Here is a 21,167-nt window from a genome sequence, read left to right as displayed (position 1 = left end):
ACCGCCCTACGCGCCGACTTCACCGCCCTCACCCCTTGACCTCCATAGGAGCATCGGGATGGCGCAGGGCCGTAGGTTAGATGGGCGGTTTAGGAGGGTGATCGCCCTTATTTTCGGAGTTTCCCTCAGATTCACGAAGGACTAGATCCGTGGAAGGGGTGCCACGGGAGAAATCCAGCCAGTAGCCAGCAAATTCGGCCGGGGCACGGACAATCAAGCGATGCATACCGTTGCCAATGGGTGTCACTTGCACAAGACGACTGTCGCTCTTCGAAGTAACACCCACAGGCTGATTAAAATCCGTCTCCGGTGATAAGCGAAGCGCCTCCATGATGTTGTGTGCTATGCGTTCTACAGTTGCGCTGAGGAGTTCGAATACGTCGCCGGAGGGGTCAAGCCTGTAAGCGCACCATGCCGCTACATCATCGATTGGTCCCGGAACCTGAGCTGCTGTCGCGGCTTCGGTGGCTCCCTTGCTTGAAATGCCAAGCACATCCTCAAGAGTGCCCTGAGGGTGCAGCCAGAGGTCTGCATCTCTCCATATGGCTAAGAGTTTATCTTTTCGAACCACATGCCCTTCTGCTTCAAGGCTATCCGCCAGCCAACGACCGCGACTTCTCGGCTCTGCCCCCACTTGAGCCCGATCTGATGCGCGGATGAAAGGTCTAATCATCTCGATAGTTTTTGGCATGTCCGCCGCGAAGTCCTCGATATAACGCCGCACGACTTCCGGCGAGTTGTCCAGTGCCCTCTGGATCTCCGGAGAGAAGCACGCATCAAGGTCAGCAATGGCCCTAACGTCAAGTCCGAGCTTCTGTGAAATTTCGTACCAGAGGGCTACAGCCCCACTTCCGCCGCAGGCGACGAAGTCAGTCTGCGCTACCACTTCCTGAGGCTGCGTCCGTTGTAGTGAGGTAGTAAGGGCGGCAACGTCGTGCGGCCCCTCAACCAGCACCGGTCTGGGCGAAAAGACTAGCTGGCTGATGAGATCAGGATTTTGCTTTAGAGATGCCGTCACTCGCTCCACTTGAATCGGCAAGACGTAATCAGAAATTCGGAGGGGTTGAGATTTGGGGGCGAAGTACCAGATGGCCGCAAGGTCTTCTGCCGACTTGGGGCGCAGGAGACTCGGCTCATGCGTCACTATAATGGCCTGTCGTCCAGTTGCCCGGCACTGCTGTTCCAACTCGCCAATCCAAATTCGCGCCAAGGAGGGGTGCAGATGCAATTCTGGCTCATCAACAACAAGGCAGCGCCAGTCCGATCTGTAGGCAGCGGTAAGCAGAACAACTAGCTCCCGTAAACCGTGGCCCTCGTCTCGAAGTAGCGAGTACTCAATGTCTCCTACTCGAACATAGGGGTCCAGAAATCCTGCATCCTCCCGCAGTTCGATGATCCGTCCGAGCGCTCGGCGAATAAAGGCTGCTACTTTGAGCCAGACCTCCGGCTGGTCCCTTAATGCATATAGATTTTGGGTGGCGTAGATGACTCCTGCGTAATCTGCATTATTTGCAAAGTTATCTATGTTCTGCCGCTCTTGGCCGCCCAGCGGCACACCCCTGTAATTGTTTTGATTAGGTATGGTTCCCCAGCTGAAATCCGACGCTTTCATTAAGCCAAGCAGTCGGTCGGTTGCTAGCAATCGCCCGCCGTATGCGCGTGCAATGGCGGCAGCTGTCTTTGACTTTCCAGTCCCGTTCCGACCCACAAAATACGTTATGGGATGCGTTGTCCCGCCGAAGTTGATGTAAACACCTTCGTTTGGCTTGCTTGGGCCGCCAAACACTGAAGTCGGCGTAAGAGTGATCATAGGCAAGGCAGAGGGAGGTGTGGTGGGTGGTGGCGTTTGGTCCGGATTTCCCCCAGACATGATGGGTGACACGATGCCCTCCCGTTCAATCAGCATGGCCGCCCAGACCGCGCTATCTTCATGCATGCCTTCATTTCCGTACCGAGGCTAGGCGTAGGTGGTGAGGAGAAGGTGGCTTTGCGGGCGGGCGTGGATCAAGTTACATCAACTGGCGTATGCGAGAGAGCGTGGGTGACTAACTGAGTGACGATCGGCGCATCCATGGCCGCACCTTCGTGGAGAGTGACGCACGCGAGTCCCAAGGAGCAACGTGGAAGATGGTTGTCGTGTTGTAACGGTCGCACGTCACCTCTGCGCTTGGATCAAGAGTTGTCTGCGAGGTAGCGGAGGCAGTTTTGGCCAAAAGCGGTTAGCTGCCAGAGCGGTTGGTAGTCAACGCGCCCTAGCCCCTCGTCATACACCATGCCGAGCCCCGCGAGCTTCGCGATCAGGGCGGACAGCGCATCACCGACGCCAGACTCGGCCGCCAGTTGGTCGTTGCGCCAGACCGCGAGGTGCGAGCGTCCTGGGGTGCTGGACGCCCTCCCGAGCATGTTGTTGAGCATGGCATCTTGCGTGTCTGGCGAGGGTAGAAAGTGGGGTCCCGGACGGGAAAGCACCTCCATGACACGAAGATGTGGTCCCTCGATCTGGCGCACTGCATCGAGCATGACTGCCGTCTCATCGATGAGGTCGTGTCGGTACGCGCCATGAGCGTAGATCCGGGCCAACAAATCGATCTTGCGGTCGTCAAGCGCTCGCGATGCAGCCTCAGTGGCCAGGCCAAGAACCTCAAGCTTCCGGGGGTCGGCGAAGGCCTCGTCGACGAGTGTCTCGACTGTGGTATCTGCCTCCGTGGCGGCGATGGCACCGAAGCGCTCGACACGCTCAGCTCGAACCTGCCATTGGCGAGCCCCGAACTCGACCATATTCTCTGTGACTGCACCCGCGAAGGCCCCTACGGGAACAGCGCCGATGGCCAAGACCGGGTTGCCCGTCACCAAGCCAGCCGCAGTCAGCAGGCCACCGACGGCGGACCCAACAGTGTTGCCAGCTGTCTTCGCTACAACCGACCATGCTGGCTTCTCTACTTCGCCCATGGATGTCATTGTGACGGCGGGAAGCGAAAGCACCGCGGGCGGAAGGTGCGCTGGCTTCGGGCGGTTCGACGAGGACCAGGCCCAGGCCGTCACCAGGCCGTCGGAAGCCGATCGTGAGTGACCAACAACGACCACTGGTGTCGACATCTGCCCAGGTGGCAGGCGTGGTCGACCCGATGAACAGGCCGGCCGCAGCCGCCTTACCTGTAGTTGGTGAACTGAGGGGTAGGAGGATGGGGCCTCTCAGGCTCGTACCCAGAACTGCCAGTCATCAGGCGCAGCAGGCCACGACGGATCGGGACGCCAGCCCTGGGGCGGGACCCAACCTGCGGGCGGGGGCGGCCATCCCGGCGGAACCACGAACCGCCACTGCTGCATTGCGGCAACATCGCGCCCGGGGCTATCTGCGGTTGCCCGCTGTGCTGGCCGGGCTCCTTCAGCCGCTGGCGGCGCATCCAACCACGCATCAGTCAGCGAGCTGGCCTTGCACACGTTCAGCGTGACGTCGGCCTTGACCCGGTTGCCCTTCAGGACTGCACGAGCGGCCGTCAACATGCCGAGTTCCGAGAGGTGGGCGAGCACCGGCAACATCTCTGCTGACGTTGCCGGGCTCAAGGTGCCAGCGGGCTCCCCGTTGACTCGAACTTCTACCAGCGTTCGCGTCGATCGAGCCCGCTGCTGCTCAACCTGGTGCAACGTCACATAGATCCAGCACTCGCCCTTCGGGCTCACCAACTGAGCCAAGTGAGTCATGTGCTTCTCTTCGCCCGTCACCTGGACTATGCGGCCTTGAGGGAGCACCACGTGCAGGTCTGCCGGCGGCATGTTCGCTGGAACGATCATGTGCGGGTCAGCGAGGTCCAGGGTCACCGATCCCACGAACTGGGGTCGACGGCGCCCGTCCCAGTCTTCCTCTTCCCGCCCCCAGATGCGGGCTCGGACCTGGGGGGTCCAGCCCTGGTTGACGAGCGCCGTGAGGGCCGGCGAGTAAACCTTGGCTTGGTCTTTGGGCAGATACCCAAGGGTTTGCCCGCCATAGACGACCTTGACGGCGTTCGGGTCGAAGCGGTTGGTGGGCTCCGGGATGAGGTGCACGTCCTTCTCTACCTCAGACCCGTACTGCTTGAAGTCCGCGCCGAGTGCCGCTCGAATCTCCTTGGCGTAGTTGGACTCGCCTACGACCTCCTGGCTGCACCACCCTCGCTGGCCCCACAGGTCAAATGGTCGGATCATTGGCGGAGGCTACCGCCCCCGACCGAACCCTCGTCAGCCCAGAGCTGTACAAGTGTCAGGTATTCGACACCGCGTAGCCGAGACGTTAGACCGAGAGGCAACGGAAGCGTCGATGCCCGGGTCGGAGGGGTGACCATAGCCGGGCCGCACAGCCATGACTGTCGACAGCAACGCTGACAGCAACCGCCCCGGACGGCCGCACGCTGGCGGAGCCAGGCACGGGACGACGTTCGGAGCTTGTGGCCGTTCCCGGATATGTACGGACGCGGTGCACAGAGCTTGTAAGCGAGACGTCGCGACCTTCAGAGCACGACCGGTGCTTACCTGGGAAGCGGGTTGGCGACGTAGACGCCCTTGCCCTGCCGGCCGTCGATCAGCCCTTCGGCCTTGAGCAGCAGCATGGCGGCCCGGATCACGGTGTTGCTGACCTCGTAGTGCTCGCAAAGGGCGGCGAACGAGGGCAGCTTGTCGCCCGGCTTCAACTGGCCGGAGCTGACCTGCTCGCGGATATCCCGGGCTACCTGTAGGTAGGCGGCTTCAGACATAGGTGGTGCTCCCAGCTTGGCGGCTGGTGCAAGCAGACCACAACCCTGACTCGACTTACAACGCTATGTGTCGTAGCTGTTGACCCTGCGCACATTGCGTCCTAAGTTGCTCGTGGGGCTACCCAGCTTGGCGGCCGGGTCGTCCTGCCGTGGGTGCCCTGTCTCCGGACACGGCTGACCGGGTGCCCACGGGATCCCAAGCGTCGGCGGGAGGCGTGATGACCAGACCGAACGATGCAACTGGTTCGACCGCAGGTGGCATGCGGGGTGCCGGTTACCACCAGAGGCAGGACAACAGCCGGCGGCGCGTGTCCTACGACGAGTACGTCCTGGCGGCGGCGCTGACCCTCGCCCGCCGGCACCGGCCCGTCTGGTCATGGCAGCACTGGCGGCGCATCTGCCGCTGCGGCGGCGACCTGCCCTGCCGAAGCCGTCATCCCATCCCGATCAACCGCGGCCACTGGCCCAGCCAGGACGGGCCGCGATGACAACCCACCTCCCGATCACGCCGGGCTGGACGTGCGGCGGCTGCGGTGCCGACTGGCCCTGCCACACTCGCCGTCGAGAGCTGCGAGCGGAGTACGACCGTGCCCCGGTGCCACTCGCCCTCTACCTGGCAGCCCAGCTCGTCGACGCGGCCGAGGACCTGGGCCACGTCCCCGCCGGCCACCTGCACCACCGATTCCTCGGCTGGACCCGATGAGCATCCTGCGCCCCGGCGACGAGAAGTTCCACTACAGCGACGGCTCCCACAAGTGGATTCCGCCAGGCCCGGACTATGACCAGGAGGTCTGGGACGAGCAGGTCCGCCAGCACAAGCACGGCCACCTGAGGAACGAGCGCCCAAAGGTCCGCATCCAGCGCCTCGCCTGATGCCAGCAGTACAGCAGCGAAGTACAGCAACCGTGCCAGCCGAACCGGACCGAGAAGCCCGCCAGCAGTTCGGATGACCTCGCACCGCACCCCATCCGGCCGGCCCGCCGGCAATCCATAGGTTCAGGGTTCGAGTCCCTGGCGGCCCACTCACACGCAGGTCAAAGGCCCTGACCGGGCTTCCGAACGTCGCGATCAGGGCCGGTACGGCAGCGAAGTAGAGCAGTAGGCCGTTCATCGGTCGAGCGTTTGACCGAGCCGCTTGAGCGCGTCGCGGGTGGCCGTCGAGGACACCACCGTGTAGAGACGGCCGTCTGCCGGCCGGTGTGGGAGGACTTTCTGTACGTCTATCAAGGCGGCCCTTGACGGGCCGCACGCGCCGCCGCCTGGGCGCGTGGCCTGCGCTCCGCTGTCGCTTCACGCCGGCCACGCAACACGCCCGGCGGCTGGCGCGGAGAGCGGGAAGCCCGGGGGCCGCCGCAGACGGTAGGGCCGAGAGTGGTTGAGGTTCGTGGGCCGGCAGCCGGCCGCGCCGCGTCCGGGCGACGCGGCGCAGGGAAGGGCACGCCGGGTCCGCGGGGCGAGTCGCGGCAGCGGACCGGTCGCGGTTACTGCTGCCTCCGGCGGGGGCGCAACGACTCCAGGATGGCCGGGGCTCCGTGCGCGCGTTGCGGTCCGTGGGGTGGTTGCGCAGCGCCATCCCGCCAGCCGCCGACCCGGGCAAGCGGCTGGTCCAGGGTGCCGCCTCGCGGATACCGGTGACGTCCGGGATCAGTGCGCTGCTTCCGGTCGCGACGACGACCGCATGCTGGCGGTGAGCGAGGTCGTGGTGCCGTCCTCGCCGGTCACCTCGACGACCCGGTCGGAGCGGATCCGCCCCTGGCCGCGATACAGCGCGATCCCGGCCGAATCGAGCCAGGAGACCTGCCCGTCGTCCTTCCAACTCGAGGCGAAGGAGTCGCGACGGCGGAGCACGGCTGCCGCGTCCAGGTCGCCCGTCACCGCCTCACGAGCGCCGGGCAGCTGGCGTGCCGCCCGGAGCGCGGTCGCACTGCGCAGCAACGCCTTGGTCGGCATGCAGGTTCAGTAGGAGCACTCACCACCGACCAGTTCCCGCTCGACGATGGCGGCGGTCAGACCGCCCTGCACGACCCGATCGGCGACGTTCTCTCCGACCGGCCCCGCGCCGATGACGACGACGTCGTACCTAGCGTTTCCATGTCAGTTCGCCTTGGCGGCGCGGCCGAGGCGGATGGCCGAGATGAGGAAGAAGATGGCGCCGGGGATGGCGTAGCCGATCGCGTTGGTCAGCGCCGGGTTGTCGGCGGAGGCGGTGGCGATGAACGACAGACCGGCGAGTACGGAGATGCCACCACTGATGATCATCGGCCACTGGCCGCCCATCCCGCGGCGGGTGACACCCACGATCAGCTGAATCAGCCCGGCCACGACCGCCCAGGCACCCCACACGCGCAGGACCGCCGGGATGCCGGACGCGCCGGCGAAGGCCAGGCCGATCGCGGCGAGCAGGCTGACCGCGACGTTCACGTACAGCAGGGTGGGCGATCCGGTGGCGCGTGACGCGCGGGCGTCGATGACGGCGGCGGCCACGTCGAACAGCGGGTAGAGCACGAGCAGTGTCACGGTGAGCGGGCCGAGGTGCTTGGCGGTCGTGAACATCACGAGGGCCCAGACGATCGCGAACGCGAAGCGGACGAAGTACAGCCGCCGCAAGGCGGACGCCGTCGTCGAGAAGCCAGGTGCGGCAACGGTGGTCATGGTGGTCCTTTCGGTGGTTACTGAGGGGAAGCCGCGACCAGCGGGCGCCGTGGTCGGAAACACCACGCGGGAGAACGTTCTGTCTTGCCAACGATAATGACGGTGGCGCCGACGTGTCAAGACAGAACGTTCCACCCCCCGCCTACCCGCGACTGGTTCGCACTGGGCGCGGCCATCGAGCCACCCGCAAGGACTGGCCGGAGCCCGATGGACCGAAGGTCAAGACCGAACGTTCTATCGCTACAATGGGCTCATGGTGCGTAGCGAGACCGACATCCGGCCGTCCGAGGCGCGACAACGGCTCCTCAACACGGCGACCAGGATTTTCTACAGGGAGGGAATCCACTCGGTCGGCGTCGATCGGATCATCGCCGAGGCGAAAGTGACCCGGGCCACTTTCTATCGGCACTTCCCCGGCAAGGAAGATCTCGTCCTCGCCTATCTGCAGGCGGCCGATCAAGCCATCCGCGGCCAAGTGGACACGGCCATCACCGCCGGCCTACCGGCGCCCGACGCCCTCCGGGCCGTTGCAGAGTCGATCGCCCGGGGCATCCAGTCCGCCGGCTTTCGCGGCTGCGCCTTCCTGAACGCCGTGGCTGAATATCCCGATCCCGACCACCCCGTGCACCGAGCTGTCCTGGCGCATCGGCAGTGGTTCCTCGACACGATCAACACCTTGATGGCGAGCATCCAGAAAACCGAGGCCGAGCCCGCCGCGCGGCACTTCGTCATGCTCCGCGATGGCGCCATGGCGGCCGGCTGCCTTTTCGACCGGGTACTGATCTGCGAGACCTTCCTCCGCGGCGTCGAGGGACTCATCCGGACTCACGCCGCACGCCAACCATCCTCAGCTGCGCTTTAATCTAAGTCCTTTGACCCCGGCTCGCGCAGTTGGCGGGCCAGCAGTGCCGACGAGGTCGGTCGCCGCCAGCGCAGCGTCCAGCCCTCCGGGGAGCGGGCCGCAGCCCGGTGCGCCACGTCATCACGTCCGTCAGCCAGTGGCGTGATCTCACGGAAGCGGTGCGAAGGTCCAACCGAAGGCACGCCTACTAGGCGGGCGACGGCCGCTCCCCGGGCCGTCGCCACACCCGAACCATGTCGGCGACGACGATCCCGGCCAGGACTCCGGCGGCCGCGATCCCGGACGCCAGCGGGGACAGGCGGACCAGCGCCGGGGCCAGCGCGGCCAGCGCGAGCAGTCCGACCAGTCGGGACGGGGGCACCCGCCGGACCACGGCGTACTCGCCAGCGGCGCGCCCGGCCAGGAACAGCGCGGGTCCGCCGAGGATGACCGCGAGCCAGGCCGGGTCCAGGTGCCCCGACGGGTGGTCGATGACGAGTTCGTAGCCGACGGCCGTGGTTACGATGCCGGCCACCACGACCAGGTGGGTGTAGATCCCGAACTCAACGATGCGGCCTCGGCGTGGATGGCCGACGATCCGCGGGACCAACGCCTCGCCGGAACGGCCGAAGTAGATCCGCCACAACAGCACGGTCGTGGCGAAGGCCACCACGAACGCCACGGTCCGGCCGGCCTCGAGCGCGCCGCCGCTGAAGGTCACCCCGGTGAGCAGGATCGACTCGCCGAACGCGATGAGGACGAACTGCCGGTAGCGCTCGGCCAGGTGCTCCACGGCGATCGCCCACTGCCAGATGCGGGACCGGCCAAGGCCCGGAGTGGGCCAGCCGAGGGCGAGTCCGGCGTACTCGAAGGCCAGGGCCAGCGTCCACACCGCCACGCGGGCCATGGGGAGGATCGCCCCGACGATCCACAGCACGGCGGACACCGCGTGCCAGCAGACGATTCTGAGGCCGATGCGCCACTGCTCGTGGCCGCGGAGCAGGAGCATCAGGGCGAGCGGGCGGCCGACCTGGACCGCGACGTACGCGCCGGCGAAGAGCGGGGCTCGGCCGCTGAACGCATTGTCCACCGCCACCGCCATGAGCATGCAGCCGAACATGACCCCGACGATGATCAACTGGATCGCGGTTCGTTGCGGGTCGTACCGGCTGGTCACCCAGGCGGCGAGCGACCAGACCAGCCACAGGGCGAGCACCAGCAGCGCCGTCTGGCCGACCTCGGGCAGGAGGATCCGCCGTTCCTTGGTGAGGTCTTCGACCAGCCGCTGCGAGACCCGGCCCAGCGCGAAGACGAAGGCCAGGTCGAGGAAGAGTTCGAGGAACGTCGCTCGCTGCGGCCCATGGCCGGGCCTGCGCAGTCCCTCATCGCCCTTCGCGGTGGTCATCGGCCGCCCGTTTCCATCCGCTCTGTACCGGTCCTGAAGCAGTCGTACCACGCCGCGGGGAGGCTCGACGCCGACTCGGCGGAACCGCCGCCGCAGCGGCTAGCTGTCGGTGGTCGGCTTGTCCGTCTCGTCAGGGCATGCTCGCGTATCGAAGTGGGAGCGGAGGTCGGGGCCGACGCCACGCAACGTAGGTCACGATGGCGAACGTGATCACAAGTACCGCCGCGACAAGGACGATCAACCATCCGGATCGATCGCCAGCCTCGCGCACTCTGAGGCAAGGGTCGCTCTTGGCGTGCTGGACGCGGATGCGGTCACCGGTACCCACAGCACGGTTCGCGTCGACCGTAACGCGCAGGCGTGATTGACACACCTCGCCACGATTTGTCGTGAACTGAACCGTCAGGAAGGTTCTCGCTCCCTGTCCAGCGCCTCAGCTACTGCCTCTGATCCCCGACGCTCGTCTGCCATCGACCATGTGGCTATCGCCGTGAGCGCAACCGCAAAGACCAGACCGAACGTCGAGAACAACCGCATGAAGTTTCGGCTTGGCCGTCGGCGGTTCATGGCCGGACTCTGGAGCAGGTCAGCAACGAGGCTGGCACGGTCAACAGGGCCACCGCCGGGTGACCGGCAGCCCAGGTTGTGGGCCGTTGCCGGGCCGTCTGGGCCGTCACCGGGCCGTCAAACGCCGACCACAGATGACCAGCGACGACCAGCAGCACCGGAAGAAACAGCAGGTCAGCCGCCATGTAACGGCGGCTGACCTGATGGGCGACGGACGAGTCGACCTGTACGCCGGATTCTGGGTGGGCTCAACACGGGGAGCCACCACAGCCGGCCGGGCTGAAGGATCTACGGGTCGGTGCCCGTCATGACGCAGGCCGTACGATCTGGCGATGACTGGCATGCCATGGCCGCTAACGCTGCTTGGTCTGCCGCTGTGGTTCGGTCCCCCATTCCTGCTGCTCATCACGGTGAGCCGGGCGCGCGTGGTCCGCATCGCATCCGGTGCGATGTTGGCCGCCGCTCTGACGTTTCTCTATGCTGTCGTCGGCCAGCTGCTACAGGGACCGTGGTTGCCGACATGGATCGAAGGGCTGGTCCTCTGGGGGCCGACCACGCTGGTGGTGTGCGGTGCAGCCGTCCTGGCCGATAGGTGGATGTCGCGGCGTCAAGCCTCCGGCGTCGGTACGGGATCCGGTGCGACGGGCTCGGGACCGGTGGCCCGCCGGAGGGCGGGTCCGTTGCTGGTGGCGGCGTTCGTTGGCTGGTCGGCGTGCTGCGGCGGTTGCGTGCTCAGTCCAGCTACCGAGTTCGTCGACCTGCGTATCGACTCGCCGACACCGGGGCTCGTGCTGCCGATGCCGGCCGATCTGACGTTGGTCTCCGCCGGCCGCGACTGCGGCTCGCAGTTGTGCTCCGAGGTCTACCGGGTCGGCTCGCCCGACCAGGCCAGCGTGCCCGAGCTCACGGACCGGCTCTGGGCACACCTGGTGGGCACCAAGGGTTGGGAGCGGCTGCGTCCCGATGCCGGGTGCCAGCGACCCGGGTGGTTCATCCAGGAGGAATTCTGCCTATTTGTCGACGTCGAACAGGCTGGATCGGTCGCCGTGCTTGAGGTCCACGTGACAGGGGCCCTGACGGTCGCCTGACCGACTCGGAAGGACACATGAGACATCCCCAGTCGCAAGCAGAGCCAGACCTTCCACCCCCGGTCAGAAAGGCAGTGAGGAGGCAGCGAAACGGCCGGCGGGTGTCGACAACATGCGACAGCAATCAGCAACGTTGCCGCGTTTCGGAGTGCAAGAGAGCAGGGGATGACATCCGACGGTGCCCAGTGCCCGCGTTCGGGACGAAGGGGTCGGTCTACCTCGCCGACACGTCGTCAAATGCTGCCGGCTGCGCCGCCCGTTCCTTAGCTAGGTCGTCAATGATCCAACGCAGTGCCGACACGGCGTTGGAGTACCGAAGGTAGCGAGAATTCTGGTTGGACTTGGGCTCGCACTGCTCCCGCATCCGTCGAAGCTCACCAATCATCTGCTGCAACCGGTCCTCGTCAGTCATGGCCGAAGCCTGCCGGGTAGCGATCTGGGCGGCAATAGCTCGGTACTTCGATGCCCTCACTCGTCGCGCCGCGCTCGCCGATCGGGAGAGGATCAGGCCGCGTAGCTGGGATCGGCGACCGTCTCGGCGATGCGGGTCAGCCAGTGCAGGTCGTTGGCCCGAGATTCTGGACTGGCCCCGGAGTTGAGGATGCTGTCCAGAAATACGGCGACGTCGTCGAGGTGCCGTTCGCTGCGGTAGTAGCTCAGCATGGCCTGGTCCGGTTCCAGCGGCCCATAGCCTCGACGGAAGAGTTCGGCGCGGTGCGCGTTGATCGGGTGGTCGCCGAAGTCCTGGCTGTAGACGAACATCAGGTCCCGCTCGCGCGGCGCGAGGATCGGCGCGTCCCAGTCGACGACGTGCAGTGGACCGTCGCCGTCAGCGATCAGGTTGCCGGGGTGGACGTCGGCGTGGCAGATGACGTGTTGACCTTGCGTCACGCGGGAGCCGAGGTCATCGACCGTTTCCGACAGCCGATGCAGCGCGGCACCGTACCGGTCCCAGAAAGCGCCCAGTGCCTCGCTCGCGGCAGCCTGCCCGCCGAGAGTTTGCAGCCGCTCGCCCGCGCTGGATCGGTAGGTCTCGACCGGCAGGACCGCGGTGATGTCGGCGCTCGGCGTGACCGCGTGCAGCCGACCCAGGAACTCGCCGTACTCGATCCACTGGCGGTCGGTGAGGCCGCTGCCCCACAGACTGCCGCCGTCGTGGAACGGGTAGAGCAGCAGCCGGTAGTCCCCGAACCCGCGATCGGTTCCACCGTCCGGCAGGTCGATCGGCGCTACGACCTGCCTGACGCCTTGCGCTCGCAGAAAGCCGGGTAGCAGGACGGCCGCCGAGGTGAACTCGCCGCGGCGCATCTTCAGGAAGTAGCGCTCGCTGTCGGACGTGTCGACCCGGTACGCCCATGCCTGCCCGTCCAGCCCGACCGGCATGAACACGAGACCGGCGATGTCCATGGCCCAGGCGGCGGCCACCTCAGCCGCCAGCAACCGTTCGTCGACGCCAGGCTTGTCGATCACGGTCGGAGCGTCGCAGCCGGCAGCCCGGCCGGCAAGGCGGTTTCGCCGGCACGGAGTCTCGTACGCACGACGCGTCAGCCCTCATCCTCGTGTCGTGGTCCGACCAGCCGCCTACTTCAGGCGCCGGGACGAGATGTTCTCCTGGGCCAACAGTCGCAGCGACGCGACGAGGTTCTCGCCGAGGATGGTTCCGATCACCACGCTCTCGGCGACCTGGTCGGGATCGGTCCGGGAGGCGACTGCCGCGACCTCCAGCTCGGTGAACCGCTCAACGGCCTCCGCGTAGGGGTCCAGGAGGTCGACCAGGTGATCCTGGCCGAGCGATCGCAGGACGCTGATGGTCTCGACCAGGGTGGCGATCGCAGGTGAGTCCGGCTCGACGGCCCAGCCGCGCCGTTGGATGAGTTCCTGCACCTGCGCAGCGGCGGCCGTGCGTGCGCTGTCGCCGGCGGTCAGTTGCCGACTCGGGGTGATGGCCCGGTGCACCACCCCGATCCGTTGGTGCAGGGACAGGGTGTCGGAATCGAGCGCTTCCAGCACGGCTCTGACCCGGGCCACGGGAACCTGGCCCAGGTCGATCATGGCTCGGATCAGGCGAAGTCGATTCAGGTGATGCTCGTCGTAGCTGGCCTGGTTGGGGCTGGTCAGCTCGCCGGGCGGCAACAGACCCTCCCGTAGGTAGTACTTGATCGTCGGTACCGCCACCCCTGACTGCCGACTCAGCTCCGCGATGCGCATCCCTTGACTTCCCCTCTTCCCTGATGGAGAGTAGCACTATCCATAATCAGATAGTTACGCTATCCATTGAGAGAGAAGATCATGCTCGAAGCGATTCTGGTGACGGCCCTGCTGGGCTTCCGCCTACTGGGTGCGCTCGGTGTCCGCCGGTTCGCCACCTGGGCGGCCAGCGCGGCACACGCGATGGCGGTCATGCTCGTCGTCACCGCGTCCGCGCATTTCGTTCCGGCGAGCGTCACCGTGATGCCGAACCACGCCGACCTGGTCCGGATGGTGCCGCCAGTCCTGCCGTTCGCCGATGCGCTGGTCTACCTGACCGGCGTGCTGGAGCTGCTGGGCGCCGTGGGCCTGGTGTTGACCGCGGCCCGCTGGGCGGCCGGGATCAGCCTTGCCGCGCTCTACGTCCTCCTGCTTCCGGCGAACGTCTACGCCGCCGTCAACGATGTGCCGTTCAACGGGGGCGAGCCGACTCCGCTGTGGCTGCGAATCCCAGAGCAGGTCCTCTACATCGCCATCGCTGTCTGGGTCGCCCGATCGGCCGACAGCACCGTGGCCCGACGCGTCCTGCACCTGCCGCACTCCGACGTCGCAGGATCAGCGACCGTTGCCCGATAGCCCCTCGTCAAGCTGTTCGGAAAGGAGTTCGTCGTGCAGACCATGGCTCTCAGCACCGAGTCCCGCATGATCGCCGGGGTGGTTCTCCTCACCATCGTCACCATCCAGGTCGGCGGCTGGTTCATGACCCGAATCGCGCGGGGCGCTGTGCCGATGACCGACTTCCAGCGGTCCTTCGCGCGCGCCGGGCACGGCCATGCCGGCGTACTGGTGATCCTGAGCCTGGTCGGCCTGCTCTATGTCGACGCCACGGGCCTCACCGGCGCCCTGCTGTGGATCGCCCGGTTGGGACTGCCCGTCGCCGCGATCCTGATGCCCGCCGGATTCTTCGCCGCTTCCGCCGGCAGGAACGCCACCGGACCCAACAGACTCGTCTGTGTGCTGTGGACCGGCGCGCTATCCCTGGCTGCGGGTGTGATCAGCCTCGGCATCGGGCTGCTGACCGCCTGAGGAACCTGGTGGCCGGCTTCCGGCTACGACCACCTACCCCCACTCCCGGCGCACCGGAGGCTCCTCCGGCTCCTCGTGCGGAAGCTCGGTGTCTGTCGTCTCGACCTGCTCCTCCCGCTCGACCCGGGGCGGCAACTTGCCGAACCTGTCGTGTCGCCGGGCTTTGAACTCCTCGTCCGCCGCCCGGTCATCGCCTTCCCGGTCCTCGCTCATCGCCGACCCCCCTCGTCGAGTCCCATTGTCCCCGCCGAGGCAGCCAGAGGTGCAGAGCTCGGCAGGACGCGGCCGAGACGACGCGCCGCTCAGCCGAGCCACAGAGCGGAACCGATGACGAGCACGGCCAGCACGATCAGGACCGCGAGCAGCGCCCCGTTGCCCCGCGTCGGTCCGGACCGGGTCATCCCGTCGGCGAACCGCGAGATGTCCTGCACCTGCCCCGCCGCCGTCAGCCCGACCGTCTCCTCCACCTCCGGCAGCGGCAGCGGCCCCGACGCCGGCTGGGTCTCGCAGTGCGGCTCGATCCGGGGCGGCAACTGCCGGTAGCGGTCGTCTATGGCCCGAGTCTCGGGTCGGATGTCAAGCAGAGCGGGGCCCTGGGCGCAACCAAGATCACCGATGCTTCCGAGCAACAGGTGCGGACGGTCCGGGCGTTACCAGCCGTGGGGAGGAAATGGTCGCCGCTTCGTCACCTGTCGGCGGCACCCGGCCCCTGGTTTTCTCAGCGGTGAAAGATCACCAGAGAGAGCAGGGCTGACATGTCGATCCTCCGCCATTCCCTCGCCGCCACGGGCGCGCTTCTCGCCGCCGGCGCCGTCACGCTGGTCGACGCGTCGCCGGCGCTGGCCAGCACGCCGTCGAGCTGCTCCAGCGTCCGCCAGATCGGCACCACCCGGGTGCTCACCGTCGGTGGCGTGCAGGCGGCCTCGGTCAAGCAGTACTACGGCTGCGGCTACAACTACGCCTACATCTACGTCTGGGAGCAGTACCGCGCCACCCACTCGAACTGGGACCTCTACGTCCACGTGATCAACGAGTCGGACAGCGGCAGCGACTACGGCGTGGGCCAGTTGAGCAACACCACCCGCGCCGAGTTGTGGGGCGCGCCCGCCAACACGGCGGCGTACTGCACCCACGTGACGGGCTACCTCAACAGCACGGGTGGCTCGACCAGCACCGTCTGCTGACCGCACAGCCATGAGGCGGCCGGCCGGAAGCGCCGGCGGGCCCGCCCCACCACGGGAAGTGTCCTGCAGTGCGAACGGCCGACACCGCGTTGGCGACCCATCGGTAGCATTCAGCGGCGATGGTCCACAGCGAGCAGTCGGTGACGCACGGCCCGGGCACCACCCTCGGAATCGACGGCTGCACCGACGCCGTCGAGGTGGGGCGGGGTGGCTTCGGCGTCGTCTACCGGGCCTGGCAGCCCGACTTCGCCCGCTGGGTGGCGGTCAAGGTGCTCGCCGCCGACTGGCACGGCCCGTCCCGCGCCCGCTTCGAGCGGGAGCTGCGGATGCTGGGCCGGCTCTCCGACCACCCGCACATCGTCACGCTGCACCAGGCCGGTCGCACCGCCGCCGGCAACCCGTACCTGCTGATGGCGTACGAGGAGGGCGGCTCGCTGGGTGACCGGCTGCGCGACGGCGCGGCCGGCGACTGGCGCGCGGCGGTCGCCGGCGGCATCGCGGTGGCCGGCGCGCTGGAGACCGCGCACCGCGCGGGCGTGCTGCACCGCGACGTCAAACCCGAGAACATCCTGATCTCCGGGTACGGCGAGCCGAAGCTGGCCGACTTCGGGCAGGCCCGGCCCCGCTCGGCCCGCCCGACCGGCGCGGACGGGAGGGTGACCGCGAGCGTGCTGCACGCCGCGCCCGAGGTGCTGCGCGGCGAGCCGGCGTCGGTGGCCGCCGACGTCTACGCGCTCGCCTCGACCGTGCTGCACTGGATCCGCGGCGCCCCGCCCTTCGCGCCCGCCGACGGGGAGTCGGTGGACTCGCTGCTGTGCCGGATCGCCGTCGACCCGGTGCCGGACCTGCGCCCGCTCGGCGTACCCGACGGGGTGTGCGCGGCGTTGGAGCGCGCGCTGGCCAAGGATCCGGCGCGGCGGCCCGCGACGGCCGCCGCGTTCGCCGAGGAGCTGCGGGCGGCGCAGGTGGCGGCGGGCCTGCCGGTGAGCCCGTTCGTGCTCGGCCCGGGCGGTGACGACCCCGCCGGGCCGTGGCCGCCGCATCCCGCCGCCGGCGAGGCCGCGCCCCTGTCGCTGTCCGACCGCCGCCGGGCCGCCCTGGCGCTGTCGGCCACCGTCACGCGCCGGCCGTCGCGGGTACGCCGGCACGCGCTGACCCGCTCGCTCGGGCTGCTCGTCGCCCTGGCGACGGTGCTGGCCGCCGGGGGATCGCGGGCGCTGCCCACGCCCGCCCCGGTGGAGCTGCCGGCCCAGGTGCCCTTCGGCGAGCTGGAACTCAATGCCGAGTCCCCCGAGCAGGTGGTGGCCGTCGGCAACCGCGCCGACCGGCCGGTGCGGTTGACCGGACTGACGCTGACCGGGCCGTCCCGGGGCGATCTGCGGATCGTCGCGGACGGGTGCACCATCCGACCGCTCCCGTCGGGGGACCGGTGCGCGGTGCGGCTGGTCGCCGTCCCGCACGCCGCCGGGCCGATCCGGGCGTCGCTCGAGCTGAGCGTGGACGGCCGGCGGCTCGCCACCCCGGTCGTCGGCACCGGCCGACCCCGGCCCGCCAGCCGGGACGACGCGCCGCCCGGCCCCTGCTACGCCGACGCCTACCAGGTCGGCGCGTCCGCGTACGGGCACGCGGGCGGGCTGCGGGCGATCTCCGTCAAGCAGTACTGGTCGCCGAGCTGCCGGGCCACGATGGCGTACGTCTGGGTGTGGAAGCAGTACCGGGACAATGCGGCCACCGGCGGCGGCACCTGGACCGTCGACGTGGGGGTACGCGCCGACCGGCCCACGCCCGCCCGTCAGCACGCGGTCGGGCAGCCGTACGAGCTGTGGACCGAGCCGTACCCGTCGGCGGGGCGGTGCACCACCGCGACGGCGACGGTCACCGCCGACCGGTCGCAGGTGGCCACCACCGCGACCACCGAGCCCTGGTGCGACCGGTGACCGCCGGATACCTCGAGGTCCACGGGGTGGGCGCGGTCCGGCTGGTGCCGCTGACCACCGACGCGTTGACCATCGGCCGGGCGCCCGGCAACGAGCTGCCCATCGACAGCAAACTGGTCTCCCGGCTGCACGCCCTGGTGGAACGGTTCCCGTCCGGCTGGACGATCCGCGACCTCGGCAGCACCAACGGCACCACCGTCAACGGCGCTGCGGTGCGCGAGGCCCGGCTGCTGCGCGACGGCGACCGGGTGGAGATCGGCCCGGCCCGGCTGCTGTTCCGCGCGCCGGCGGAACTCACCGGCACCCGGACGGTGGGCGTCGAGCCGCCGCCGGCGCCCCCGGCGCTGACCCGGCGGGAGCAGGAACTGGTCGAGGTGCTCTGCCGCCCGTACGTCGAGGGCGGCACCGCCTTCCCCGAGCCGCCCACCGTGCGGGCGCTGGCCACCGCGCTCGGCGTCAGCGAGAGCGCCGTGAAGAAGCACCTGACCAATCTGTACGACAAGTTCGGGCTGGTCACCAACGACGAGCGGCGCCGGTTCCGGCTGGCCGGCGAAGCGGTGCGCCGGGGAGCGGCGGGGCTGCCCGGCTGACGTACGCGTGCCCTCCGGACCACGTCCCACGCGGCCCGGAGGGCACACCCCCCTGTTTCCTCCAGGCGTGTCGGGCCCCCGCGAAGGGTCCGCCGAAGTCGCCGGCGCACGCCTCCCCTGGTGCGCCGGGCGCCGGCCGGAGGACGTGGCCGACAGCGCCCACCAGGAATCACACCAGGCCGGGCGGCGCGGCGACAGGTGTCCGAACGGGGAGGGTTTCCGCCCGGGAGCGCTACCCTGACCCGTCGTGTCGGTGATCCGGCTGCGGTGCGCCGGCGGCTGCCGTACGACGGGGGCACGACCGTCGCCGAGGAGGTACGCGATGACCCGTCAGCGGGAGACCGTCGAGGTCGATCCGGTCCTGTTCCGAGCCGTGTACGACTCGCCCGCGGCGCTGCCCGGACGGCACCGGTGGGTCACCCCGGAACACGACGTGCGCCGGATCGAGAAGCTGCTCGGGATGCCGGCGGCGAGCATCGGGGCGCCGCTCTGGGTCAGCGGCGACGAGCCGGACTGTCCGAAGTGCGGCCGCCGGCAGACCTGGTTGGACATCATCTCCTCGGCTCTGAAGGGTGTGCACGACAAGGCGATGATCGCCACCGTCATCCTCGGCGACCGCAAGTACGTCAACACCGAGGTGCCGGACGGCATCGCCGGGGTGCACTGCGTCGACTGCCACACCCCGATCGAGGGGCTGCGCAGCTTCAAGTGCCACAACTGGGCGTACGCCTTCGAGGCGCTGGAGGCGGTGCGGGAGCGGATGGCGAACGGGGTCAGCCGGCCAGTTCCCTGACGTGGCGCAGCCCGGGCTGGCCGTCGAGCAGCACCTCACCGACCGGCGTGAAACCGGCCCGGCGCAGCACCGTCAGCGAGCCGGCGTTGTCCAGCGTCGCCGAGGCGGTCAGCCGGATCAGCCCGTACGCGTCGCGGGCCAGGTCGCACACCTGCCGTACGCCGGCGGTGGCCAGGCCGCGCCCGGCGGCCCGTTCGGCGACCCGGTAGCCCAGGTCGGCCGCGCCGTCGGCGACGTCGACCAGGTTGAACCGGCCCAGCACCTCACCGTCGTCGTCGACCAGGAGGTGGAAGTGGCAGCGGCCGGTCTCCTGCTCGGCGAGCAGTGCCGCGTGCCGGGCGTCGAACCCGGCGAAGTAGTCGTCGCCACGGTCCGGCACGCTGCGGGCGAAGTACGCCCGGTTCTCCCGCTCGAACTCCAGCAGCGCGGGAGCGTGGTCGGGCGTCAGGCGCTGGAGTGCGGGCACCCTGGCCCGCCGAGCCCCGATGCTCACCGGTCCGCAGCGCCCTGCTGCCGAACGAGCCCGGCGTGGAAGATGGCGATGCCCAGGAGGGTGGCGATCGCCGCCACCACCATGGCGGCCTCCCGGAACCCCTCGGTCAGCGCGAGGGCGACGAGGACCAGACCGGCAACCAGGGTGAGGAACGCGCCACCGCGCACCGCGTTGTCCTGCATCAGTGATTCTCCTCATTTGATCTTGTTGGGGGTGCCGGCCTGGCGAGCATCGAGAATCCCACATGCGGTGCGGGTCATGGCGACGGCTTGCACCAGCGGGACATGGCCGCGATAGCGATAGTGCCTGACGGTGCTTCTGGGGAGCATTTCGCCCCACTGCTCGGCCCACCCCGGCGCCACCACCGTGTCGTGATCGTTGACGAGCACGCAGGTGGGTGCACGCCGCTGCGGGGCGGTCACCGGCAGGATGGCGGACCAGCCGTCGGTCGCCCGTCCAGCGATCTGGCACTGCCCTGCGAGGGCACGAAAGAAGACGGGAAGTCCGCTGTCCGGAGCCCAGTGGTCGTAGCTGGCGCACATGCCTGCGACGTAGGCGCCGAGCTTCGGAGAGATTTTCTGCGAATCGAAGCGTTGCAGAAGCTGATCGGCAAGCCGCCCGATGGTCGCCCAGTCCCGGTCGTCGAGGGCCGGCAGGGCGGTGAGGGTGCGCCACAGCCACCTCTGGTTCGCGTCGAGGTCGTAGGCCGCCGCGATGGCAGCGAGGTCGACGTCACCAGCACCCATCGGTCGAGTCCGGCCGCCGATCATCCGGCCGCCGACGCGGGCCGCGGCGTTGCTGACGACCTGTGAACCAGTCAGGCGGCAGTCCAGCCCCAGTGCGCGACATTCGTCGGCGTAGCTCCGGTCGAGCGACTCCGTGAGGACGTCGGCCCGCTGTTTGAGCAGCGCGCGGCCAGTCTGGCCCGGTGGCGCGATCGGAGCGTTCAGAAGAAGCCACGCATCCGGCATCGTACGTGCGGCGGCCACCGCGGGCAGGGCTCCGAAGGACTGCCCGACGACACCCACCAGAGGCCGACCTTCAGCACTGGTGATCGCCTTGACAGCGGCCTGGTAGGAACTCGACGTCCACACCGGGACCTTGCACCGGCCCTCGTCGACAGCGACTGCCGCCGGCCGCCCGGCCGACACCTCGGCGCCGAACTGGTTCAGTCGTCCGAGACAGTCCTGTGGTCGATCGCGTCTGGTCCAGGGCTCGCGGAGCAGCAGGACGTCGTATCCGGCAATGGCGGCGGGAAGCCCCAGCGAGTCGATACCGCTACGGGTGAAAAGATCGACGCCCGGACCACCGAGCTCCACCAGGACGAGCCCGCGGCCGGGACCCGAGGCGGCTGCCAGAATGGCGTACTCCGTGATCGACCCGCCGCCGAGCTCCACGGACCCGCAGCGAATGTGCTCGATGCTGCAGAGTCGCTTGTCGGAGCCGGTCCGCACCTCGGCGGAAGCTGTGGGAGCCGGGCCGCCGGTGTCTGTCGACTGCCAGTTCGGCGCGAAGATGGCGAGCAGCCCGACCACGGCCAGGATGAGAGCCACTGCGACAAGTGCCCGAAGGGGGGCTTCCCCGAGGCGCTGCACGCCCCGGGGAAGCCGGCAACGA

25 protein-coding genes and 1 pseudogene are annotated in these 21,167 nt (G+C 68.3%); 11 read left to right on the top strand and 15 right to left on the bottom strand.

Features of this window, described 5'->3' with window-relative positions; all coding sequences use genetic code 11:
• Positions 1-76: 76 nt before the first annotated feature.
• The 4 genes from V6U89_RS18040 to V6U89_RS18025 form a co-directional block, all read right to left on the bottom strand.
• Positions 77-1,936 (bottom strand): ATP-dependent nuclease, encoded by a 1,860-nt coding sequence (locus V6U89_RS18040; protein ID WP_334572386.1) that lies wholly within the window; start codon positions 1,934-1,936, stop codon positions 77-79.
• A gap of 236 nt (positions 1,937-2,172) precedes the next feature.
• Positions 2,173-2,949 (bottom strand): hypothetical protein, encoded by a 777-nt coding sequence (locus tag V6U89_RS18035; RefSeq protein WP_334572385.1) that lies wholly within the window; start codon positions 2,947-2,949, stop codon positions 2,173-2,175.
• Positions 2,950-3,192: 243 nt separating this feature from the next.
• A complete protein-coding gene (locus V6U89_RS18030; protein ID WP_334572383.1) occupies positions 3,193-4,182 on the bottom strand; it encodes an HIRAN domain-containing protein in 990 nt (329 codons plus the stop codon).
• 320 nt (positions 4,183-4,502) lie between these two features.
• Entirely contained in the window at positions 4,503-4,727 is a 225-nt protein-coding gene (locus tag V6U89_RS18025) for a winged helix-turn-helix domain-containing protein (protein ID WP_026268779.1), read from the bottom strand.
• A 218-nt stretch (positions 4,728-4,945) separates the two neighbouring features.
• On the opposite strand from V6U89_RS18025, the gene V6U89_RS18020 reads away from it, so the two are divergent.
• The 3 genes and pseudogenes from V6U89_RS18020 (at position 4,946) to V6U89_RS18010 (ending at position 5,600) form a co-directional block, all read left to right on the top strand.
• Complete coding sequence (locus V6U89_RS18020; RefSeq protein ID WP_334572382.1) at positions 4,946-5,215, top strand: hypothetical protein; 270 nt, start codon at positions 4,946-4,948, stop codon at positions 5,213-5,215.
• Positions 5,212-5,427 (top strand): annotated as a pseudogene (locus tag V6U89_RS18015) (flavin reductase); the annotation flags it as partial. The gene V6U89_RS18020 and the pseudogene V6U89_RS18015, both read left to right, overlap by 4 nt.
• Positions 5,427-5,600 (top strand): hypothetical protein, encoded by a 174-nt coding sequence (locus V6U89_RS18010; RefSeq protein ID WP_334572380.1) that lies wholly within the window; start codon positions 5,427-5,429, stop codon positions 5,598-5,600. The pseudogene V6U89_RS18015 and the gene V6U89_RS18010, both read left to right, overlap by 1 nt.
• Positions 5,601-6,371: 771 nt before the next feature.
• Here V6U89_RS18010 and V6U89_RS18005 read toward each other — a convergent pair.
• On the bottom strand, positions 6,372-6,677 hold the full coding sequence (locus V6U89_RS18005; protein ID WP_334572379.1) for a hypothetical protein: 306 nt from the start codon (positions 6,675-6,677) through the stop codon (positions 6,372-6,374).
• A 144-nt stretch (positions 6,678-6,821) separates the two neighbouring features.
• Entirely contained in the window at positions 6,822-7,514 is a 693-nt protein-coding gene (locus tag V6U89_RS18000) for a hypothetical protein (RefSeq protein ID WP_334572378.1), read from the bottom strand.
• 118 nt (positions 7,515-7,632) lie between these two features.
• Here V6U89_RS18000 and V6U89_RS17995 point away from each other — a divergent pair, with 118 nt between their 5' ends.
• Positions 7,633-8,241, top strand: coding sequence for a TetR/AcrR family transcriptional regulator (locus V6U89_RS17995; RefSeq protein WP_334572377.1), 609 nt, complete (start codon positions 7,633-7,635; stop codon positions 8,239-8,241).
• A gap of 187 nt (positions 8,242-8,428) precedes the next feature.
• Here the strand turns inward: V6U89_RS17995 and V6U89_RS17990 are convergent, their stop codons facing one another.
• On the bottom strand, positions 8,429-9,625 hold the full coding sequence (locus V6U89_RS17990) for a low temperature requirement protein A (protein ID WP_334572375.1): 1,197 nt from the start codon (positions 9,623-9,625) through the stop codon (positions 8,429-8,431).
• A gap of 899 nt (positions 9,626-10,524) precedes the next feature.
• Here V6U89_RS17990 and V6U89_RS17985 point away from each other — a divergent pair.
• On the top strand, positions 10,525-11,280 hold the full coding sequence (locus tag V6U89_RS17985) for a hypothetical protein (RefSeq protein ID WP_334572374.1): 756 nt from the start codon (positions 10,525-10,527) through the stop codon (positions 11,278-11,280).
• A gap of 214 nt (positions 11,281-11,494) precedes the next feature.
• Here the strand turns inward: V6U89_RS17985 and V6U89_RS17980 are convergent, their stop codons facing one another.
• The 3 genes from V6U89_RS17980 to V6U89_RS17970 form a co-directional block, all read right to left on the bottom strand.
• The gene (locus V6U89_RS17980; protein ID WP_334572373.1) at positions 11,495-11,692 is read right to left on the bottom strand and encodes a hypothetical protein; all 198 of its coding nucleotides are present in this window, start codon (positions 11,690-11,692) and stop codon (positions 11,495-11,497) included.
• 92 nt (positions 11,693-11,784) lie between these two features.
• Positions 11,785-12,750 (bottom strand): phosphotransferase enzyme family protein, encoded by a 966-nt coding sequence (locus tag V6U89_RS17975; protein ID WP_334572372.1) that lies wholly within the window; start codon positions 12,748-12,750, stop codon positions 11,785-11,787.
• A gap of 111 nt (positions 12,751-12,861) precedes the next feature.
• Positions 12,862-13,488, bottom strand: coding sequence for a MerR family transcriptional regulator (locus V6U89_RS17970; RefSeq protein ID WP_334572371.1), 627 nt, complete (start codon positions 13,486-13,488; stop codon positions 12,862-12,864).
• A gap of 81 nt (positions 13,489-13,569) precedes the next feature.
• Here V6U89_RS17970 and V6U89_RS17965 point away from each other — a divergent pair, with 81 nt between their 5' ends.
• Entirely contained in the window at positions 13,570-14,103 is a 534-nt protein-coding gene (locus V6U89_RS17965) for a DoxX family protein (RefSeq protein ID WP_334572370.1), read from the top strand.
• 42 nt (positions 14,104-14,145) lie between these two features.
• A complete protein-coding gene (locus tag V6U89_RS17960; protein WP_334572396.1) occupies positions 14,146-14,553 on the top strand; it encodes a hypothetical protein in 408 nt (135 codons plus the stop codon).
• Between the two features lie 33 nt (positions 14,554-14,586).
• On the opposite strand, the gene V6U89_RS17955 is transcribed toward V6U89_RS17960, so the two are convergent.
• Both V6U89_RS17955 and V6U89_RS17950 read right to left on the bottom strand, forming a co-directional pair.
• On the bottom strand, positions 14,587-14,766 hold the full coding sequence (locus V6U89_RS17955; protein WP_334572369.1) for a hypothetical protein: 180 nt from the start codon (positions 14,764-14,766) through the stop codon (positions 14,587-14,589).
• Between the two features lie 89 nt (positions 14,767-14,855).
• Entirely contained in the window at positions 14,856-15,182 is a 327-nt protein-coding gene (locus tag V6U89_RS17950; RefSeq protein WP_334572368.1) for a hypothetical protein, read from the bottom strand.
• Positions 15,183-15,308: 126 nt separating this feature from the next.
• Between V6U89_RS17950 and V6U89_RS17945 the strand changes: the two genes are divergently transcribed.
• The 4 genes from V6U89_RS17945 (at position 15,309) to V6U89_RS17930 (ending at position 19,057) form a co-directional block, all read left to right on the top strand.
• The gene (locus V6U89_RS17945; protein WP_334572367.1) at positions 15,309-15,737 is read left to right on the top strand and encodes a hypothetical protein; all 429 of its coding nucleotides are present in this window, start codon (positions 15,309-15,311) and stop codon (positions 15,735-15,737) included.
• 119 nt (positions 15,738-15,856) lie between these two features.
• Entirely contained in the window at positions 15,857-17,674 is a 1,818-nt protein-coding gene (locus V6U89_RS17940; protein WP_334572366.1) for a serine/threonine-protein kinase, read from the top strand.
• Positions 17,671-18,264 carry an FHA domain-containing protein gene (locus V6U89_RS17935; RefSeq protein ID WP_334572365.1) on the top strand — a complete coding sequence of 198 codons (594 nt, stop codon included), beginning with the start codon at positions 17,671-17,673 and terminating at the stop codon, positions 18,262-18,264. Before V6U89_RS17940 ends, V6U89_RS17935 begins: the two co-directional genes overlap by 4 nt.
• Before the next feature lie 322 nt (positions 18,265-18,586).
• Positions 18,587-19,057: a hypothetical protein gene (locus V6U89_RS17930; RefSeq protein WP_334572364.1), complete on the top strand. Its 471-nt coding sequence runs from the start codon at positions 18,587-18,589 to the stop codon at positions 19,055-19,057.
• Here the strand turns inward: V6U89_RS17930 and V6U89_RS17925 are convergent.
• From V6U89_RS17925 to V6U89_RS17915, 3 genes are read right to left on the bottom strand one after another with little or no spacing between them, the layout of a single operon-like run.
• Positions 19,038-19,550, bottom strand: a complete 513-nt coding sequence (locus V6U89_RS17925; protein WP_334572363.1) for a GNAT family N-acetyltransferase — start codon at positions 19,548-19,550, stop codon at positions 19,038-19,040. The genes V6U89_RS17930 and V6U89_RS17925 overlap by 20 nt on opposite strands.
• The gene (locus V6U89_RS17920; RefSeq protein ID WP_334572362.1) at positions 19,547-19,732 is read right to left on the bottom strand and encodes a hypothetical protein; all 186 of its coding nucleotides are present in this window, start codon (positions 19,730-19,732) and stop codon (positions 19,547-19,549) included. Before V6U89_RS17920 ends, V6U89_RS17925 begins: the two co-directional genes overlap by 4 nt.
• A 12-nt stretch (positions 19,733-19,744) precedes the next feature.
• Entirely contained in the window at positions 19,745-21,103 is a 1,359-nt protein-coding gene (locus V6U89_RS17915) for a hypothetical protein (RefSeq protein WP_334572361.1), read from the bottom strand.
• Between the last annotated feature and the right edge of the window lie 64 nt (positions 21,104-21,167).

This window comes from Micromonospora sp. CPCC 206171, assembly GCF_036906755.1.
Lineage (GTDB): Bacteria > Actinomycetota > Actinomycetes > Mycobacteriales > Micromonosporaceae > Micromonospora > Micromonospora purpureochromogenes.
This window is presented reverse-complemented; position numbering and strand designations above follow the sequence as displayed.

Excerpts from the sequence above, each read along its gene's own strand:
- V6U89_RS18040 (WP_334572386.1), bottom strand. The coding sequence starts at position 1,936 with ATGCATGAAGATAGCGCGGTCTGGGCGGCCATGCTGATTGAACGGGAG.
- V6U89_RS18035 (WP_334572385.1), bottom strand. The coding sequence starts at position 2,949 with ATGGGCGAAGTAGAGAAGCCAGCATGGTCGGTTGTAGCGAAGACAGCT.
- V6U89_RS18030 (WP_334572383.1), bottom strand. The coding sequence starts at position 4,182 with ATGATCCGACCATTTGACCTGTGGGGCCAGCGAGGGTGGTGCAGCCAG.
- V6U89_RS18025 (WP_026268779.1), bottom strand. The coding sequence starts at position 4,727 with ATGTCTGAAGCCGCCTACCTACAGGTAGCCCGGGATATCCGCGAGCAG.
- V6U89_RS18020 (WP_334572382.1), top strand. The coding sequence starts at position 4,946 with ATGACCAGACCGAACGATGCAACTGGTTCGACCGCAGGTGGCATGCGG.
- V6U89_RS18010 (WP_334572380.1), top strand. The coding sequence starts at position 5,427 with ATGAGCATCCTGCGCCCCGGCGACGAGAAGTTCCACTACAGCGACGGC.
- V6U89_RS18005 (WP_334572379.1), bottom strand. The coding sequence starts at position 6,677 with ATGCCGACCAAGGCGTTGCTGCGCAGTGCGACCGCGCTCCGGGCGGCA.
- V6U89_RS17995 (WP_334572377.1), top strand. The coding sequence starts at position 7,633 with ATGGTGCGTAGCGAGACCGACATCCGGCCGTCCGAGGCGCGACAACGG.
- V6U89_RS17990 (WP_334572375.1), bottom strand. The coding sequence starts at position 9,625 with ATGACCACCGCGAAGGGCGATGAGGGACTGCGCAGGCCCGGCCATGGG.
- V6U89_RS17985 (WP_334572374.1), top strand. The coding sequence starts at position 10,525 with ATGACTGGCATGCCATGGCCGCTAACGCTGCTTGGTCTGCCGCTGTGG.
- V6U89_RS17980 (WP_334572373.1), bottom strand. The coding sequence starts at position 11,692 with ATGACTGACGAGGACCGGTTGCAGCAGATGATTGGTGAGCTTCGACGG.
- V6U89_RS17970 (WP_334572371.1), bottom strand. The coding sequence starts at position 13,488 with ATGCGCATCGCGGAGCTGAGTCGGCAGTCAGGGGTGGCGGTACCGACG.
- V6U89_RS17965 (WP_334572370.1), top strand. The coding sequence starts at position 13,570 with ATGCTCGAAGCGATTCTGGTGACGGCCCTGCTGGGCTTCCGCCTACTG.
- V6U89_RS17960 (WP_334572396.1), top strand. The coding sequence starts at position 14,146 with ATGGCTCTCAGCACCGAGTCCCGCATGATCGCCGGGGTGGTTCTCCTC.
- V6U89_RS17955 (WP_334572369.1), bottom strand. The coding sequence starts at position 14,766 with ATGAGCGAGGACCGGGAAGGCGATGACCGGGCGGCGGACGAGGAGTTC.
- V6U89_RS17945 (WP_334572367.1), top strand. The coding sequence starts at position 15,309 with ATGTCGATCCTCCGCCATTCCCTCGCCGCCACGGGCGCGCTTCTCGCC.
- V6U89_RS17940 (WP_334572366.1), top strand. The coding sequence starts at position 15,857 with ATGGTCCACAGCGAGCAGTCGGTGACGCACGGCCCGGGCACCACCCTC.
- V6U89_RS17930 (WP_334572364.1), top strand. The coding sequence starts at position 18,587 with ATGACCCGTCAGCGGGAGACCGTCGAGGTCGATCCGGTCCTGTTCCGA.
- V6U89_RS17920 (WP_334572362.1), bottom strand. The coding sequence starts at position 19,732 with ATGCAGGACAACGCGGTGCGCGGTGGCGCGTTCCTCACCCTGGTTGCC.